The sequence below is a fragment of the Aureivirga sp. CE67 genome, from assembly GCF_015767245.1.
GTDB lineage: Bacteria > Bacteroidota > Bacteroidia > Flavobacteriales > Flavobacteriaceae > Aureivirga.
In genome coordinates this window covers 360,211-378,367 of sequence record NZ_JADOTV010000002.1, presented here as the reverse complement: position 1 = coordinate 378,367, position 18,157 = coordinate 360,211, and the positions used below count along the sequence as shown (strand labels likewise).

15 protein-coding genes are annotated in these 18,157 nt (G+C 30.3%); 1 reads left to right on the top strand and 14 read right to left on the bottom strand.

The annotated features are described in order from the left end of the window. Nucleotides 1-7: 7 nt before the first annotated feature. The 6 genes from I0K12_RS05530 to I0K12_RS05505 form a co-directional block, all read right to left on the bottom strand. Nucleotides 8-325: a hypothetical protein gene (locus I0K12_RS05530; protein WP_196886008.1), complete on the bottom strand. Its 318-nt coding sequence runs from the start codon at nt 323-325 to the stop codon at nt 8-10. Nucleotides 326-485: 160 nt separating this feature from the next. After that, the gene (locus I0K12_RS05525) at nt 486-941 is read right to left on the bottom strand and encodes a DUF4870 domain-containing protein (protein ID WP_196886006.1); all 456 of its coding nucleotides are present in this window, start codon (nt 939-941) and stop codon (nt 486-488) included. Next, complete coding sequence (locus I0K12_RS22210) at nt 938-1,261, bottom strand: DUF2752 domain-containing protein (protein WP_196886004.1); 324 nt, start codon at nt 1,259-1,261, stop codon at nt 938-940. Before I0K12_RS22210 ends, I0K12_RS05525 begins: the two co-directional genes overlap by 4 nt. 92 nt (nt 1,262-1,353) lie before the next feature. Further along, a complete protein-coding gene (locus I0K12_RS05515; protein ID WP_196886003.1) occupies nt 1,354-1,692 on the bottom strand; it encodes a TM2 domain-containing protein in 339 nt (112 codons plus the stop codon). Nucleotides 1,693-1,746: 54 nt separating this feature from the next. Then, on the bottom strand, nt 1,747-2,172 hold the full coding sequence (locus tag I0K12_RS05510) for a molybdenum cofactor biosynthesis protein MoaE (RefSeq protein WP_196886001.1): 426 nt from the start codon (nt 2,170-2,172) through the stop codon (nt 1,747-1,749). A gap of 12 nt (nt 2,173-2,184) precedes the next feature. Continuing rightward, complete coding sequence (locus I0K12_RS05505) at nt 2,185-2,427, bottom strand: MoaD/ThiS family protein (RefSeq protein WP_196885999.1); 243 nt, start codon at nt 2,425-2,427, stop codon at nt 2,185-2,187. A gap of 153 nt (nt 2,428-2,580) precedes the next feature. Between I0K12_RS05505 and cdaA the strand changes: the two genes are divergently transcribed. Then, nucleotides 2,581-3,354: a diadenylate cyclase CdaA gene (cdaA, locus tag I0K12_RS05500; protein ID WP_196886144.1), complete on the top strand. Its 774-nt coding sequence runs from the start codon at nt 2,581-2,583 to the stop codon at nt 3,352-3,354. A 223-nt stretch (nt 3,355-3,577) separates the two neighbouring features. Here cdaA and I0K12_RS05495 read toward each other — a convergent pair whose 3' ends face one another. The 8 genes from I0K12_RS05495 to I0K12_RS05460 all read right to left on the bottom strand — a co-directional run bounded on the left by I0K12_RS05495 (nt 3,578) and on the right by I0K12_RS05460 (nt 18,028). Then, nucleotides 3,578-5,014, bottom strand: a complete 1,437-nt coding sequence (locus I0K12_RS05495; RefSeq protein WP_196885996.1) for a RagB/SusD family nutrient uptake outer membrane protein — start codon at nt 5,012-5,014, stop codon at nt 3,578-3,580. Between the two features lie 20 nt (nt 5,015-5,034). Continuing rightward, entirely contained in the window at nt 5,035-8,049 is a 3,015-nt protein-coding gene (locus tag I0K12_RS05490) for a SusC/RagA family TonB-linked outer membrane protein (protein ID WP_196885994.1), read from the bottom strand. Nucleotides 8,050-8,611: 562 nt separating this feature from the next. After that, nucleotides 8,612-10,486: a helix-turn-helix domain-containing protein gene (locus tag I0K12_RS05485; RefSeq protein WP_196885985.1), complete on the bottom strand. Its 1,875-nt coding sequence runs from the start codon at nt 10,484-10,486 to the stop codon at nt 8,612-8,614. Between the two features lie 552 nt (nt 10,487-11,038). Next, complete coding sequence (locus I0K12_RS05480; RefSeq protein ID WP_196885983.1) at nt 11,039-12,247, bottom strand: NAD(P)/FAD-dependent oxidoreductase; 1,209 nt, start codon at nt 12,245-12,247, stop codon at nt 11,039-11,041. Beyond that, nucleotides 12,244-13,173 carry a GYDIA family GHMP kinase gene (locus tag I0K12_RS05475; RefSeq protein WP_196885982.1) on the bottom strand — a complete coding sequence of 310 codons (930 nt, stop codon included), beginning with the start codon at nt 13,171-13,173 and terminating at the stop codon, nt 12,244-12,246. Before I0K12_RS05475 ends, I0K12_RS05480 begins: the two co-directional genes overlap by 4 nt. Then, nucleotides 13,173-14,474 (bottom strand): hydroxymethylglutaryl-CoA reductase, degradative, encoded by a 1,302-nt coding sequence (locus tag I0K12_RS05470; RefSeq protein ID WP_255552878.1) that lies wholly within the window; start codon nt 14,472-14,474, stop codon nt 13,173-13,175. The genes I0K12_RS05475 and I0K12_RS05470 overlap by 1 nt, the downstream gene beginning before the upstream one ends. Nucleotides 14,475-14,573: 99 nt before the next feature. After that, nucleotides 14,574-16,667 (bottom strand): peptidylprolyl isomerase, encoded by a 2,094-nt coding sequence (locus I0K12_RS05465; RefSeq protein ID WP_196885980.1) that lies wholly within the window; start codon nt 16,665-16,667, stop codon nt 14,574-14,576. Nucleotides 16,668-16,780: 113 nt separating this feature from the next. Next, complete coding sequence (locus tag I0K12_RS05460) at nt 16,781-18,028, bottom strand: hemolysin family protein (RefSeq protein ID WP_196885979.1); 1,248 nt, start codon at nt 18,026-18,028, stop codon at nt 16,781-16,783. Nucleotides 18,029-18,157 lie beyond the last annotated feature (129 nt).

The window sequence follows — 18,157 nt, the reverse complement described above, 5'->3', positions numbered from 1 at the left end:
AAAGATTTTAATTAATTACGATCACAATCGTTAAGCCACCAAGCATAGTTGCTCCAAGATCTTTCACATCAAACTGACCGTTTGGTGCGCTTTTATCGTATAATTCTTTACCTAAGCCAACTAAGGTTGCAGATGCTAAGCAAAATACACTTTTCCATATTTTACTTCGTTTTTCTTTAGGCGTAATCATGTTGTAGAATACAGATGTAGAAGCTGCTACAAAGTTTCCTGCTCCATAATGCATAATCTTGTCTTCATATTTGGTACCTTGAGCTTGTAAACTAAAAGTAACCATAGTAAATAGTAAAAGTAAAGTTAATCTCATAATCAAAAACATTTAAGGTTATAACTCTATGGTTATCTATAAGTTAATAATTATTTAAGATTAAATACTTGATTTTCAATATTTTAACATATTAAATTTTACAAACAAAAAAATCCATTCAATAAATGGATTTTTAAATATTTTATTCAGATTTATATTTCTACCAAAATAATTCTTCCTTTTTCTGCATTTTATTTTTGAAAAAATAATCTGTTATATTAGAAAAGAACAACCACCTTACATGTTTTTCATTATTTAATAAAATAATGGTTACAACAGTTGCTATCAATTCTATGATATTAAAAAGTATTACAATGATTAAACAAGTATAATAAAAAGGTGAAATAGGAACCAGTAGATTCAACATTAATGTCCAGAAAATCATCAAATTATTAATTACTAATAAAAATATTTGTGATAAAATAACTTGTGTACAATGCCATCTAACAAAAGGAGTACTTCTTCTATTAGTTGTATAAAATATGATACTTCCAAAAAGATTAATAATTGGTAAGGGTAAGACCAATACTAAAATAAATAGGGAAATTAAATATGCATTCGATGCTTTTTCAAATTCATATTTTTCTGGCTGATATTCAAACTCTTTTTCTCTCATAATCCTTTATAAAAATTCCAAATCCAATTTAAAATAAGAATTACTGAAAATGGAATCCAAAACTTTTTATTTTTTATTTTTTCAATTAATATTAAATAGGACCTTAAAGTTAGTTCTTTTTTAAATATGATATCAAAAATTATCATTAAAGGAATCACTATCAATAATATGAAATAAAAAACACCTAAAGGATTAAAAACAATTAGTGCTTCGTAAATATTAAATTTTAAAAATGCTAAAAGGCTTCTAGTAGAACCACAAGAAGGACATGGAATAGAAAAAAAATTCTTATAAAAACAAAATGAAATATTTGATTTCACATTATTTTTATAAGAATAATATAAATAAGCGTATGATAAAATACACGCTAAAATTGAAAGTACGTAAAATTTTGTTCTACTAAGAGTCAAGATTATCTTAATACTTCTTGGATGTTGTATAAATTCTTCTCTTTTGTAGCGCTCTGAATTGAAAACCAATCAACGATTGTCCAAATTCCAAATCCACCACAAGTTAAAAGTTTTCCAATTCCTAGACCTGTATCTCCAATCATAAAACGGTCAATTCCTAACCCTCCTGCAAAAATTGATACTAAAAGTACTGTTGTTGGATCCTTTAAACTTACTGATTGTAATTTTACCCAGTTCGAATCATCTAAAGACAATAATTTATCTCTTAAAATGTTAACATGGTAAGATTCAAAACATTTTGCATTTGCTACAAGGAACATGTCTACTTTTTGTGCATCCATAGTTTTTTTAAGTTTAGTTTGTTAATTTTTTTGGATGCGTAATATACAAAAATATTATGGATGCGAATTCACCCAAACTTCACCAGACTCAAAATGTTCTTTTTTCCAAATTGGAACGGTTTCTTTTAGTGTATCTATTGCATACTCGCATGCTCTAAAAGCATCTTTTCTATGGGCAGAAGATACTGCGATAATTACAGGTATATCTTTGATTGACAACTTACCTATCGCATGATGAATTGCTATTTTTGAAATTTCAAATTTTGCTAAAGACTCCTCTGCTATTTTCTTCATTTCTTTAATCGCCATTGGTTCATAGGCAGAAAAATCCAATCGTTTTACGTCTTTTCCTTTCGTCTGATTTCTCACAGTTCCTACAAAAACAGAAATTCCTCCACAAGAAGGATCCTCTACAAAAGCATAACAATCTTCGAGTTTTAGGGGGCAAGAAGTTACTTTAATAGAAATATTATCACTCATAAGCTTATAATTTTATCCTCCACTAACTGGTGGAATTAATGCTACAACATCATTTTCATTTAATAGTATATCATCCGAAGCATAAGCTTCATTTATTGCTATACTAAAGTTAGAATATCCATTTAACTTAGAAAAGTTTTTGATTAAATATTGTTTAAAATCTGAAACAGACATTTGTTTCTCTAAAGTCAGTTGAATGGAATCATTTTCTAGTAAATCTGAAAGGATTCCAAAGGCTAGAACAGTTATATTCATTACTAGTTATTTTTGTAAAAATACTCTTTTATTGACTAAAATAAGATGATAATTGCTTTGATTTTACTTTTAATTCGAAGAAATTGTACTACCTGACTTATATACTATTATAAAAAATAGTAATTTTGAGAGAAACCTTTTCAATAAAAACATATTTTGGATTTCTTACATTTTCGCTTTTTAGATATTATTGACATTTTATTAGTTGCAATACTATTGTATTACATCTACAAACTTTTAAAAGGTTCTGTTGCTATTAATATCTTTATCGGAATTACTATTGTTTTTTTAATCTGGAAAGTTACGCAAGCATTGCATATGGAAATGCTTAGTGGAATTTTAGGAACATTAATTAGTGGTGGAGCAATTGCAATTATTGTCGTTTTTCAACAAGAAATTCGAAAATTTTTATTGATGATTGGTTCAACAAATTTTGCTTCCAAAAGAAATTTTCTGAAACAGATTATGTTTTTAAAATCAGAAATTAATACAGAAACAGATATTGAAACTATTATAGCAACTTGTAGTCAAATGTCTGAGAAAAAAACAGGTGCATTAATCGTTGTGGAAAGAAATCAAAGTTTAGATTTTGTAGCACATACTGGTGATAAAATGCACATTGAATTAAATGGACCAATTTTACAAAGTATTTTCTACAAAAATAGTCCTTTACATGATGGTGCTATTATAGTTCAGGAAAATGTAATTAAAGCCACCAGAGCTGTTTTACCACTTTCAGCAAAACATCTTCCAGCACGCTTTGGTTTACGCCACAGAGCTGCGATCGGGATTACAGAAAGAACAGATGCTATTTGTTTTGTAGTTTCGGAAGAGACAGGTAAAATCTCTTATATAAAAGATGGAGAATTTGTTTTATTCAAATCTGAAAAAGAACTTATAGAACAAGTTTATTTTGATTTAGAATAGTTTTATTAAACTTTTAATCAATCTTATACTTTAAAATCTTTTGAAGTTTTTTTTAAACTAAATATACCTCTCCTCTCACTTAACAAGAGATTTTGACAACCTTTCAATATAAATACTACCTGATTTCAACCTAAATATTTTAAAATAAGAACATAAAAAAAGCCTTGAAGTATAAAACTTCAAGGCTCTTATCTCTAAAATTTATAATGAGATATAATGAAAATTAGTAACCTGGGTTTTGCACCATGTTAGGATTTGCATTAATAGCTCCTTGAGGAATTGCAAATTGGAATTTGTGACTACCTGCATCCAAAGTTTGGTTTACTGCTGGTACACCTGATCCATCTGCTTGATCTCCATCATTAGATCTGTTAATAGATAATCCCCAACGTTTTAAATCGTAGAATCTGTGTCCTTCGAAAGCTAACTCTAAACGTCTCTCTAAACGGATAGCGTCTAATAAGTCAGTTCCAGTCTCAGTTCCTGGAGTAAATCCAGTATAACGATTTTGTCTTAAAGTATTTAATGCGGCTAAAGCTTCAGCCTCATTTCCTAAGTTGTATAAAGCCTCAGCTTTATTTAATACAACCTCTCCTGCTCTTAAGATTTTAGAATCTACGATTCCGTTAACCTGACCAGTTTTTCCTAAATACTTTCCTACGTTGTTGTAGTTGTTTCCTCCGAAAGAACCTGTGAACATGTAAGCTGATTTTCTGATATCCTCATCAGAGAATAAGTTATAAAAATCAAATGCAACTACATACTCAGAACGAGTTCCTTGTGGAGAAGTTTGAGAATACTCAGTTCCGATATCTACAGAGTTTACGTCTGTAATTAAGAACTTAGCGATAACTCCATCATTTGAAGCATCTTTCCAAACATTAGAGAAAGTTCCGATTGGAGCTACAGAAGTAGTTACAGCGTTAGCTGCATCCGCTGCTTTTTGGTTTTCTCCGTTGTATAAGTATACTCTAGATAAGAATCCGTTGATTGTCTCTAAAGATAATACGTTTAAGCTGCTTACTTCAGTACTTGCTAAAGATTTAGCCTCTTCTAAATCAGAAATAATGTGAGCATAGTTCTCTGCTACAGTCTCTCTTGTTGGTAATGCGAAAGGATCTGAAGTTTCAGAATAAACAACACCTAAAGAAGCGTTAGCATCAGCACTCTGTACTGGAATCTTAGCATAAGTTCTTGCTAAATCAAAGTGAGCAATTCCTCTTGCTGCTAAAGCTTGTGCTTTAGTTTTGTTTTTAAAATCACCATCACTTAAATTTTCGATATTTTCAAGAATCTTGTTTGCTCTGTTGATTACGATATAAGCATTTGTGTATAATCCAAATCCACTAACAGCTGCATCATGATTCCAGTCAAATAAAGTTTTTCTAGTTTGTCTTCCTGATTGGTTAACAATTAAGTTATCAGAAGCTACATCTGGAGAAATGAACATTCCACCTCCGAAGTACTCAGTTCCAGCATCTGCATCATTTCCGATAAATCCGTTGTAAAGTCCTCTTGTTGCGTTTTCAAAATCAGATACTGTCTCAAATGCAGTTTTATCATCAATTGAATCGTATGGACTTTTATCTAAAGCATCGTCACATGAAGATAATGTCATCATGGCAACTAATGCTCCAATTAATATTTTATTTAATTTCATTGTTTTTCGCTTTTAAGTTATTAGAAAGAAATATCTAATCCTACTAAATAAGTTTTAGTAGTTGGGTATGAGTATAAAGATCTAGATCCTGCTACTTCTCCTGTAGCTTCACCTGATCCAACTCCAATTTCTGGATCTCCTTCATACTCTTTTGTCCAAGTCCATAAATTTTGACCTTGAACGTATAACTTTACATCAGAAAGTTTGATTTTCTCAACTAATTCTCTAGGTACAGTATATCCTAATTTTAAACTTCTTAAACGGATATAAGAACCATCTTGTAAGAAACGATCAGAAGCAACATCAGAACGAATTCCACTTAATTGTTGTGGTGCTGGTAATACTCCTGTATCTCCTGGGTTTTTCCAGTAGTTGAATGCAGAAACACTTTGGTTATCAAATGCATTTGATCCATCACTCTCTAAGTCAGCTTTTACATTGTTGTAAATGTAGTTTCCGAACTTGAAGTAGAAGTTAGCAGATAATTCGAATCCTTTGTACTCAGCTCTTGTAAAGAAAGATCCATCAAAATCAGGGTTTACAGATTTTCCACTTAATGCTACTGCATCATCAGCAGAATATTGATCTGTAATGTTTCCTTCTTTATCATAGTATTGAGCTAATCCAGTTTCAGAATTTACTCCTGCATATCTTACTAAATAATGAGTATTTACTTCTTCACCTTCTCTTAAAATGATGTTTCCACCACCGATGATTTGGTCATCTCCTCCAACTAAGCTATTTACTTTAGTTTTAGAGAATGCGATGTTACCACCTACAGTCCATTTTAAATCAGAATTTCTGATGATATCTCCACTTAATTCGATTTCAAATCCTTCAGTTTGGATTTCTCCATTGTTTTGAACTACTGATAATCCTGGTGCTCCAGTTTCGAAAGCTAAAATTTTGTTTGATAATAAATCAGATGTTACTGACTTATAATAATCAAATACTCCTCGTACTCTTCCTCCTAAGAATCCATACTCTAATCCTATATCAGTAATAGCTTTAGACTCCCATTTTAAATCTGGGTTTTCAGTTCTACTTGGGAAAGAAGCTGAAGATCCGTTATAAGCTCCGAAAGAATATAATCCTAAGAATCCGTAGTTTCCAATTCTATCATTTCCTAAGGTACCGTAAGAAGCTCTTAATTTTAATGCACTTAAGAATTCAACATCTTTTAAGAAATCTTCGTTAGCAATGTTCCATGCAGCAGAAGCTGACCAGAAGTTACCGTAACGGTTGTTAGCACCAAACTTAGATGATCCATCACGTCTGAAAGAAGCAGTTGCGATATATTTTTGATCATAATCATAATCTACAGAAGCAGCAATTGAGAAAGTAGTCTCCTCAAATTTCGTAGTAGAAGCACCTGTTGGGTCAGAAGCATTAACTTGCTCATCGAACTTATCTGTAGGGAATCCTTTACTTCTTAAAGAATATCCTTCATGTACTGTAGTAATATATTCAGATAAAACTAAAGCTCCAAAGTTATGCTTTTCATTAAAAGTATTCTTATACTTTAAGATATTTTGGTAGTTGAAAGTAAATCTATCAGATCCACTATCTCTTTTAGATCCTGGAGCGTTAGCATCACCAACATAACCATCTAAGATAGACCCTGGCTTAACGAAGTACTCTCCTTTATATCTTCTGTAGTTTAAACCTACTTTAGTACTGTAAGAAACATTCTCATTGAATCTTACATCTGCATTCATTGTATTGAAAATTCTTAAGAATTTATCAGTCTCTGGATTATTAACGATTGCCTCAGAAATTGAGAATCCAGCGTGTGTATAGTTATAAACAGGATTTCCGTTGTCATCTAACTTTACGTTACCATCAGCATCTAACTCATACTTTGTTTCGTATGGGTTGTAAGTATACATCGCTCTAAATGGATTTTGAGCATTGTTTCTATCTCTTGGCTCTTGAGAAATAGTGTAAGAAGCTCCAGTTTTAGCTCCAATAGTTAACCAATCTCTAGCGTCAAATGTAAAGTTAACACGTCCAGTTGTTCTTTTATATCCATCTAATCCATCGATGATTCCAGTATCTTCTTCATTCTTTAAAGAAACGAAGTAAGTAGTTTTTTCAGATCCTCCTGTTACAGAAAGAGCGTTTGATCTTGTGAAACCTTTCTTTAATAAAGTTTCTCTCCAATCGTGGTCATTCTTGATTAATGCAGCTCTTTCTTCATCAGAAGCTGAAGCTCCAACACCAATACCTAATTCTTTTTCGTAATCTAATTTTTGCTCAGCATTCATTAAATCCCATCCATCATCAATTCTTTCAGAATATCCAATTTGAGAGTTTAAAGTAAACTTAGCATCTCTGTCTTTTTTACCTCCTTTAGTAGTAATTACAACAACCCCGTTAGATCCTCTAGCTCCGTAGATAGCAGCAGTTGCAGCATCTTTTAATACAGACATAGACTCAATATCACTACTGTTAATTAAGTTCAAATCAGACTCACTGATTGCAACTCCATCAACAATATATAATGGTTCTTGACCTCCATTAATAGATCCTGTACCACGTACACGTACGAAAGCAGTTTGACCTGGCTTACCGTTTTGAGCAGTTACTGTTACCCCAGAAGCTTTACCTTGTAAGGCATTCGCTACGTTGTTAGTTTGAGCAACTTCCTCTAATTCTTTTGTAGTTACACTTGTTACAGCAGACGAAAGAGTCTCTCTACTCTTATCTGAATAACCTAATACTACAACTTCTTCTAAAACGTTGTCGTTTGTCATTACAACATCAATTGTTGTAGCATCTCCAACAAGTTTCTTAACTGTTTGTAATCCTACGAAACTAAACACTAAAGTTTGACCTTTTTCTGCTTGAATAGTGTAAAGACCATCAAAGTCAGTGTCTGTTCCAGTAGCTGTTCCCTCAATAACGATACTTACCCCTGGAAGAGGACCAGCATCATCAGATACAGTACCTGTTACGGTGATCTGTTGAGCAAAACCAATTTGAGTTATTAATGCAAAGAACAGCATTAATAAAAGATTAGTTCTTTTTTTCATTCTATCATGTTTTATAAATTAATCTGCCCAAAAATGGGATTTGTTACTTTGATAAGCAAATTATTTAACACTTATGTTATTTAAATGTTAAAACAACTTACTTTGACAAAATCCTTATTTTTTAGCATAATAATAAAATAAAGCCACAACCACAAAGGCTTTAAGAATGATATAAAAACAATACTAATGTTAATTTATTTTTTCTTTTTTATTTTTTATGTTAAATAGAAATGTTAATTCTATATAATTTTTTAAAAATAACAAGTAAATCTATTATGTATTCAATTATAGTATATTAAATATATTACAAGATATATTAACGAATACTCAGTTTTTTCGAACTAAAAAATATCTTAATTTTTTTATTAAAATTCACTTAAAATTGATGAAAAGATGGTTTTTGAAAGCCGTTTTTGAAAGATTTTCACAAGAAAAAAACGATCAAATGGAAGATTTTGAGAAACTTTATGATTTTTTTAAGCAAAATTGAAGGAAAATTTAGCTAAAAATCAGCGGAATTTTAGAGAGAAAAAGTAAATAATTTGAAAAAAAAAGGTTAACTCTAAGAATCTATTTCTGTCTTTTCTTGCTCAATAGTTTTTATAAAAGCAGAAGGATAAACACCTTTATATTTGAAAAAAGTAGCTGAAAAAGATTGTGCTGTTTTAAATCCGACTTCTTCCGCAATTGCTTTAATAGTAAACGAACGGAATACCTTGTCTTCTTCCAGTTTTTGGATTGCATATTCGATTCTTAATCGATTAATATACGTAGAGAAATTTAATTTCTTTTCAGCATTTATAATCTTCGATAAATAGGAGCTATTCGTATTTAATTCTTTTGCTAAAGAACTCAATGTATATTTTTTATTGATAAACTTTTTAGAAGCTTCAAACTTCTCTAATTTTTCCAAAATCTCTTCAACCAATTTCTCTGAAATTTCAAAATCCTTCTTATCTTCTTTCTTCGCTTCTTCTTTTTCTCTCTTTTTAGCTTCAATCATTTTCTGGATTTTCAGCTTCTTTGCAACTTCTTTTTCCTTTTCTAAAGCAACTTTCTGTATTTCATTTATGTTTTTATACTCATTAAGCTTTTCATCTTTCAAGTCAAGAAGTGATTGACTTTCTTTACTTCTTTTCACTTGAATATAAATCATAATACCAAGAGAACTTGCAAGAATAAGAAGACCAACTATTAAATTAAAGAAACTCGAATTATCCTCTTTTAAATCATCAATAAGAGCATCTTTTTCTTTTTTTACTTCTTCAATATTATATTTTCTATTGATATTATTTACAACTGTACGATATTTTTTATCCAAATAGCTATCTAATTCTATTTGATGCTCTAAATATTTCAATTGATTTTTCGAATCTCCTTTAGATTTATAATATCCAACCAAATGATCATAAGTATCCATCACAGTATAATCTGCATCCTTATACGATTGCATGATACTATCTACATTCTTAAAATATGGAATTGCAGCTTCAACATTTCCAGTCTTTTTATAAATTGATTTCCCTATATAATAATCAGGATATAAATCAATAGAAAGTAATTTATCTTGTTGTAGATAAGCTTTATGTTGGTAATTCGACTTTACTTTTTGTAAACTATCAATACTTTGGTCATAATTTCCATTCAAAAAGTGATAAACCCCAGAGTACATCACCAAATCCATATATTGAATTTTCTGAACTCCTCCTTCTTTAATTCCTTTTTCAATAAAAATCTTTGCAGAATCTAATTTATTATTATGGATAAAAGTAGCAGCTAATTCTGGATAATAAATTTCCATCCAAGAGAAGTTTTTTTCTTTATGTGCAGCCAAAACTTCCTCAATAATATCCATTGCTTTTTTATACTCACCTACTTCTTGGTGTAAATTCGCTATATACAGCTTTGTAAGATAAATCTGATCCTCATCCCCAAGTTGTTTTGCCAGATAAACTGTTTTACTATAATCTTCAATTGCTAATTCATAATGATTTTGACTATTCAATAAATCTTGTGCTCGGAAAGAATAGGCATACATGATTCTTTTTGACGGCTGCACTTGACTAAAAACAGCATTGATACTATCATTATAATTTTTTAAAATAGCTTCTTCTTTCGAAATAGTACTCAGCTTTAAATAAGTCAAAAGCATTTCCTCATGATTCTTCGTAATCTTCGCTTTTTTCAAATACACATTTAAATAATATGTATATAAAGAATCATTTCTTCCAACTGGAACTCCATTTTCATATATCTGTTGTGCATCTATATGTTTTTGAATTCTCGAAAAACTTTGATTGACTAAAATATTCTCATCTATTTTTTGACCATAAAAAGAAAAGCTCCAAAAAAGTAAAAACAAATACGAAAGTTGCTTCATTGTTTTCACATTGATTTTCTCAGACTTCTTTAATATGTAAATAAATTTATTCTTCATTAAATATTTTAGTGTAGTTCCATTTGCTTTGTAAGATTTTTGTCAAAAATCTTCGTGTTCCAATAAAGTATTTTTATTTCAAAAAGCAAATTATTAATCAAAAAAATTGAAAGATTTTTATAGGTAAAATATAATTATTTTCAACTTTTTAAAGATAAACCCAATTTTATTTATTATTCCTCTTTTAAATAACTTTTTAAAACGTAAAAATATAAAAAAACAATAAAACCCTTATTTTTCAACATCTTACAACCTTCAGTAACAATTGATTTTTATAAAAATCACCCTATTTTTTATGATATTCAACCTAGTTGTTTTTTTTTTGAATAGAAGTTGACTTACATTTGAATTGTTATCAAGAATAAAACTCTATTAAACATCTATTATACGAGAGATTTTTTTCAAATTTAAAAAACATCTCTCAAAAAAAAACAAGTTGTACTAATTAAAAAAAGTACAACTTGTTTTATCAACATTTAGGCTATTTAATTTTTATCTTTTAAGATTATAATTCTATGGAAAAAGAGGACTAAGTCAAAAGTTCTCTTTTTTTTATTTCCCTAAATTTTGTCCGATAATATATCCTCCTGTCCAAGCATTCTGAAAATTGAATCCTCCTGTTACAGCATCAATATTTAAAATTTCTCCTGCCAAAAATAATGTTGGATGAATTTTACTTTCAAATTTTTTGAAATTTATTTCTTTTAAATCCACTCCACCTGCAGTAACAAATTCATCTTTAAAAGTACTTTTTCCTTGTACTGTATAAATTCCAGAACCTACTTCTTCCAACAATTTTTGAAATTGCTTTCTAGAAAGATCTGCCCATTTTGAAGTATCATTAATTTTCGAAGCAACTACAAATTGCTCCCAAAGTCTTTTTGAAATTTCCATAAATGGAGATCGTTGGCAAACTAGTTTTCTCGGATTTGTATTTTTAAATTCTTCCAATAATTCTTCTATTTCAGAAAAAGATTTCGAAAGCCAATTTACTTTTATCTTGTATTCATATTTTTTCTCAGCTAAAATTCGAGCTCCAAAAGAAGAAAGTTTTAAAATTCCCGGACCGCTCATTCCCCAATGTGTAATCAACAAAGGTCCTGAAGCAGTTAATTTCTCACCTACAACAGAAACTGTTGCTTTTGGTACAGAAATTCCTGGTAAATTCTTAATTCTAGAATCTTTTATATTAAATGTAAACAACGATGGAACTGTAGGAATAATAGTATGTCCTAAATGTTCTAAAAGCTGCCAAATAGGTTTACTACTTCCTGGAGTTACGACCAAATAATCCGATTCGAAAACTTCTTCTTTAGTAAAAATCTTCCAACCAGATTCTTCTTTTTTAATTTTCTGAACTCCCATACTTGTTCTCACAGAAACTCCTAATTTATCAGCTTCTTCCAGTAAGCAACTTGCTATACTTTCCGAATCATTTGAAGTTGGAAAAACTCGATTATCTTCCTCAATTTTCAAAGGAACACCACGAGTTTCAAACCATTCCATGGTATCACCAGTCATAAAAGTATGAAATGGTCCTAAAAGTTCTTTATTCCCTCTAGGATAAAACTTCGTCAAATCTTTTGGAATGAAGCAAGCATGCGTTACGTTACATCTTCCTCCCCCAGAAATTCTGACTTTCTGTAATACATTTTTGGCTTTTTCTAAAATAATAACTTCCATTTCCGGATTATTCTCTTTGATATTTATCGCAGAAAAAAATCCAGCTGCACCACCTCCAATTACAATTACTTTTTTCATAAAACCATTTCTTTATAAGGTAAAATCACCGAAAAACCTTTTTCAGTAAAATACTTTTTCGAATTTTCATTTCCGGTTGCTAAAACAAAATCGCCTCCCCAAGCTCCAAGACTTTTCACTTGTCCAAAATAATCTTTGAAAACAATATCTTGAATTGGTCGATTATCAATAATTCTAGAAATAATCGCTTCATGTTCTTTGATTATTTTTTCAAAATCTTTTATAGAATTCGTTTCTAAAAGTTCTTTTGTCAAAACATCAATTTCTTGAACATAAGCAGAAATATTTCCTTTGAATTCTCTGTATCTTTTGATTCCAGAACGACTATTTTGCTTTTGATTTAAGTAAACAAAAAATAATTCCTCTGAAAATTCTGGTTTAAAATCAACTTCTTCTACAATCGGATTTATTCCATTTTTTTGAAACAAAATCGGCTGATTATGTTTTGCACAAGCTAAATCATAACCACTTCCTGAGAAAGATTTTTCCAATAATTCAAAAGGATTCACTTTTGCCCATTCTGCAAGATTATTTAATAAAGTCGAAGAAGATCCTAATCCCCAATCTTGTGGAAAAGTCAAATTTGTTTTTACTAAAAAACCATTTGCTTCCGTCAAAAACTCTGGATTTAATTCTTTACAAACTTTCAAAAATCCTTGAAGCGTTTCTGCAATCATCTCTCCTTTTCCTTCCGTATCTGAAAAAAAAGTTGCTGTTTTTAATCTAATTTTTGGTAAATCAAATTCTGCAGAAAACCATTCATTTCCTTCAACTGTATAACTTTCCCAAATTAAAACAGGTTCTTGTAATGGTTCAACAATTAAATCCTGACCAAATTTTGTTGGAACAGCCAAAGCTTTTGCTCCATCTAAAACCAAATATTCTCCAGTAATTAATAATTTTCCGTTGCTATAAAAACGATTCATTAAACCAATTTTTGCATTGAATTAAATTTCTCCACTACTGCACTATGCGAAACTGTTTTGTCTTTAAAATACGTTTCAATTTCGTTCTTCTGATCTTCTGTAGCACCTAATTGTTTTAAGATATTTGTCAAGTGCATTTTCATGTGTCCATGTTGAATTCCAGTAGTTGTCAAAGCTCTTAGAGCAGCAAAATTTTGTGCTAAACCAGTTACTGCAATAATCTTCATCAATTCTTCTGCAGAAGGATTTTCAAGCATTTCTAAAGAAAGTTTTGCTAAAGGATGTAAAGAAGTTAAACCTCCAACAGTTCCAACAGCTAAAGGAATTTCAATCCAAAAACGGAAAATTCCATCTTTTACTTCACAATCTGTCAAACTACTGTAAGAACCATCTTTTGCAGCATAAGCATGTGCTCCAGCTTCAATTGCACGGAAATCATTTCCTGTTGCTAAAACTACAGCATCAATTCCATTCATGATTCCTTTATTATGCGTTACAGCACGATAAGGTTCTACTTTTGCAATTTGTACTGCTTGATTGAATTTTTCAGCAAATTCCAATCCTGTTTTTTTATCAATATCATTTACATGACAACTAACTTCTCCTCTAACCACACATTCTGGAACATAATTAGAAAGAATACTCATCACAATCTGAATAGCATCATTTCTAAATTCTCCAGCGATTGTTTCCAAACAAGAATTGATAAAATTAGCTCCCATACTATCTTTCGTTTCAAAAGTCACATGAATCTGATAGTAGTTTTCTAATTTATCTGTTTTATCAACTAATTCAATATCTAAAATTCCTCCACCACGCTTACGCATGTTTTTCGTGATAGAATCTGTAGAAGCTAATAATTCTTCTTTTTTAGCATTAAAATAATTTTCTATTTCTGTTTTTTCTCCTTTAAATAGAAAATGAACTTGACCAACTTTTGTCGTAGAAATTACTTCTGCTTTAAATCCTCCTCTTTTTGACCAAAACTTTGCAACCAAAGAAGCTGCTGCTACCACAGAACTTTCTTCCACTGCCATTGGTACTACATATTCTTTTCCATTGATAATAAAATTTGGAGCAATTCCGAATGGTAAATAAAAATTAGAAATCGTATTTTCTATAAAATCGTCATGTAAATCTTGTAATTCAGTATTCGGATTCCAATATTGTTTCAATGTATTAATTCCTTGTTCTTTATCAAGGAAAAAAGTACTTGATAACCATTCAATTTTTTCTTCTTTCGAAAGTTTCGAAAATCCAGAAATCGTCTTCGTCATTTTTCTATTTAATTTAAAACGCAAAGATACTTCTTTCTAACTAATAGAAAAGCATTTAGATATAAGGCATAAAAAAAGCGAGTCTAAACGACTCGCTTTTCAAAGAAATAACTTTTATATTTTTTATTTGTATAATGCTTCTCTGTTATCTTCTACGTTAGAAGTTTCTTTAAGAGCATTGAAAATTTGTCCTGTTCTTGCTTGTAATTTCTTAGTTTCTTGATCTGTGTAAGAAGTGTAATTTTTGATATCAGCAGGCTCTTCTCTTTTAGTAACCTTGAAAGCAAATACTCCTTTTTCTCCAACAACATTAGAAAATACTTGGTCTAATTTTGCAGTAGACATTGCTCCAACTACAGCTGGCTCAGTTCCTACTCCAGAAATAGCTGGGCTAGCACAAGTAACTGCTGCTACTTTCTTTACAGTAACTCCATTTGAAGAAGCGATTTCTTCTAAAGTAGCTCCGTTCATTTTAGCTTTTAATAACTCAGCTTTCTTTTCTTTCATTACGATTGGTCTAACTTCAGAAGCAACACTAGAAGCTTTTGCTAAACCTTTCTCTGTAATTCCAGATAATTTTACAACAACATATCCTTTTTCAACATCAAAACGGTTTGTTGCTCCAATGTTAGTATCTTCGTTGAATGCCCAGTTTACGATTAATCTTTGAGATCCTAATCCTGGAACGTTATCATTGATAATATCTAATCCGTCAGCTGGATTTACTTTGAATCCTTTTTCTTTTGCGATTTCATCAAAATTTCCGTTTTCAGAAACTTTTGAAGCAAATAACTCAGCATCTTCGAAAATTTTGTTTTCAGTTTCTTCAGATGGCTCAATTGTTAAAGCAATTGTAGCTAATTTGATAGCTTTTTCAGCTTTTCTATCATCGATTTTGATTACGTGGAATCCAAAAGGAGTTTCTACTAAATCGATAGTTCCAACTTTGTTTTTCTCATCAAAAGTGAAATCATTAAATGCAGGAACCATTACTCCGTCTTTATTCCATCCTAAATCTCCACCTTTATTAGCAGAAGGTCCATCAGAATATTTCATTGCTAAAGCAGCAAAGTCAGCATCTCTTTTCTTAGCTTCAGCTAATACTTTTTGAGCTTCTTTTTCAGCTTCTTCTTTAGTTCTTGTTACATCTGGGTTTGCTCTTTGCGCTCCTTCGTAAGCAATTAAAATGTGACTAGACTTTACTTCAGGTACATCTTCGATAGCTACAACTTTACTGATTTTAGAATATCCAGCATCATCATATGGTCCGTAAACACCATTTAAGGGTAAGTTAAAAATTGTATCAGCTACTGCACTTGGTACTTGACTTTTGTAAAGTAAGTTATCGTTATAGTTGATATCAGAAGTTTCGTTTACAAATAAAGAAATATCTGAATCTTTAGTTTCTTTTAATTCATTAATGAATCCTGCTACTTTCGCGTTGATGTTCTTAATATCTTCAGCTGATGGCTTAATATCAAATTTCACATATTCGATATCTCTTCCATTTCCAACTTGATATTGTGCTGCGTGCGCAGAAATATAAGCTTGAATATCTGCATCTGTTACTGAAACTTCTTCATCTTTAATAGAAGAATAAGGAACGTAAACATAATCAGCATTCATTTTAGTATTTTCGAAGTAGTATTTTCTTTTTCCTTCTTCAATTGAAGCTCCGATGATAGATTTCACTAAGTTATTGTACTCAGTTCTTTCTAAACTTTGCTTCACGTTTCTTTCAGTGTTTAACCAATTGTACCATCCTGCAGAGTTTCCGTTTTTTGCATCAGATTGTAAATTAGCAATATATTCTTTAAGTTTTTCTTCGTTGAATAAACCTGCTTCGTTTTTAAATAATGGACTTTGTTGAACTGCTGGCATATTAACAATAGCTTTCCATACATCGTTTTCACCGATTACGATTCCAGCTTCTTTTAATTGCTTAGCATAAATCTTTTCACTTACTAAACTATTCCATACTGCATCCACAGCTTGTGTTTGAGAAACACCTTGTCTTCCTGCTTTATAAGCCTCTACAGCTTGTCCCATTTCAGTTCTTGAAATAGTCTCTCCGTCAATTGATCCAACAGAGTTTCCTTTTTTAGAAGTGAAAAAATCGTAAATATCTTTTGGATTTACAACAAATGCAAGTAGTGCTAATCCTACAATAAGAATTAAGATACTCGTTTTTTCTCTAATTTTTGATAAAATTGCCATTAGTTATTTTCTTTTATATTCGAAGTGCGAAAGTACAATTTAGTATTTAAAAATAAAAGTGATTTTATTATAATTCTCTTAATTTCTTTTGTACTTTATAGGAAATGAAAAAATTATTTTGAATTATTAACAATCTTTAAATGAAGTTCTTCTATTTTTGTTGCAGATACTTCAAGAATTGTAAATTCATAGTCCCCTATTTTTAATATTTCTCCTTTTTCAGGTATATTTTCTGTATTATAAACTATAAATCCACCTAAAGTTTCATAAGCATTTTCTTTTGGAATCTTCAAATCATAGGTTTCATTTATATAATCTACCTCTAATCTTGCTGAAAAATCAAACTCATTTTCAGTGATTTGTTTGTCTAAAAGTTCCACCGTATCGTGTTCATCTTCAATTTCTCCGAAAAGTTCTTCTACAATATCTTCTACAGTTATAATTCCAGAAGTACCTCCGTATTCATCTAAAACAACAGCAATACTTTTTTTCTTTTTGGTAAGAATATTCAAAATATCATTAATCATCATTGTTTCTGGTACCATTTCTATTGGTAGTAAAACAGATTTGATCGTTTCAGGTTGTTTAAACATTTCAAAAGCATGAACATAACCTATAATACTATCTAACGATTCTTTATAAATGATAATTTTAGAATATCCGGTTTCTACAAATATTTTCTTTAATTCTTCCACATCATCAGAAACTTCTAGAGCAACAATTTCTGTTCTTGGAATCATGATTTCTCTCGCTTTCACATTATGAAATTCTAAAGCATTTTGAAATATTTGTATTTCTGAATCCACATCGTCTTTATCAGATGTTTTTTCAAGTTGTTGGGTAATATAGTTTCCTAATTCTTCTTTACTAAATTCTGTTTTTTGTTCATCTTCTTTTGCATTAAAAAATACTCTTAAACAAAAATCAGAAATCCAAGTCATAAATTCCGAAATATAGTGGAATACGACAAAGAACATATAAGCAGGAACCGCAAATAGTTTTAGAACTTCGTTTGCATAAATTCTAAAAATTGCTTTTGGTAAAAATTCTGCAGTAATTAATATAACAAGTGTAGAAATAAGTGTTTGAAAAAGTATATCTCCAATACCTAAAAGGTTTGTCAAAACTTCCCCCATAAAGTAACTATAAATAACCAAAGAAATATTATTACCAACCAACATTGTAGTAATAAACTTTGAAGATTTCTTAGTTAGTCTCGTAAGAACTGTTGCTAAAATTCCGTTGTTTTTCTTTTCCAGCTCGATTTGTAATCTATTCGCAGATACAAATGCTATTTCCATTCCTGAGAAAAAAGCTGATAATAAAATTGTTACAAGTATAACAATTATTTCTACTTCCATATTTAATTTTAAACTCTATTATTTATTATTGAATTTCGTGCGTTTTCGAAATTTTCTTTTGAAAAAATACATAAATATTGCTAAACCTGCAAAAATTAATCCTAGGATACCTTTGTTCGTCTCTCCATC

Coding starts and splice junctions, on each gene's coding strand:
- I0K12_RS05465 (WP_196885980.1), bottom strand. CDS start 16,667: ATGGCAATTTTATCAAAAATTAGAGAAAAAACGAGTATCTTAATTCTT.
- I0K12_RS05515 (WP_196886003.1), bottom strand. CDS start 1,692: ATGGATGCACAAAAAGTAGACATGTTCCTTGTAGCAAATGCAAAATGT.
- I0K12_RS05530 (WP_196886008.1), bottom strand. CDS start 325: ATGAGATTAACTTTACTTTTACTATTTACTATGGTTACTTTTAGTTTA.
- I0K12_RS05525 (WP_196886006.1), bottom strand. CDS start 941: ATGAGAGAAAAAGAGTTTGAATATCAGCCAGAAAAATATGAATTTGAA.
- I0K12_RS05475 (WP_196885982.1), bottom strand. CDS start 13,173: ATGAATCGTTTTTATAGCAACGGAAAATTATTAATTACTGGAGAATAT.
- I0K12_RS05495 (WP_196885996.1), bottom strand. CDS start 5,014: ATGAAATTAAATAAAATATTAATTGGAGCATTAGTTGCCATGATGACA.
- I0K12_RS05460 (WP_196885979.1), bottom strand. CDS start 18,028: ATGGAAGTAGAAATAATTGTTATACTTGTAACAATTTTATTATCAGCT.
- I0K12_RS05480 (WP_196885983.1), bottom strand. CDS start 12,247: ATGAAAAAAGTAATTGTAATTGGAGGTGGTGCAGCTGGATTTTTTTCT.
- I0K12_RS05505 (WP_196885999.1), bottom strand. CDS start 2,427: ATGAATATAACTGTTCTAGCCTTTGGAATCCTTTCAGATTTACTAGAA.
- I0K12_RS05485 (WP_196885985.1), bottom strand. CDS start 10,486: ATGAAGAATAAATTTATTTACATATTAAAGAAGTCTGAGAAAATCAAT.
- I0K12_RS05490 (WP_196885994.1), bottom strand. CDS start 8,049: ATGAAAAAAAGAACTAATCTTTTATTAATGCTGTTCTTTGCATTAATA.
- I0K12_RS05510 (WP_196886001.1), bottom strand. CDS start 2,172: ATGAGTGATAATATTTCTATTAAAGTAACTTCTTGCCCCCTAAAACTC.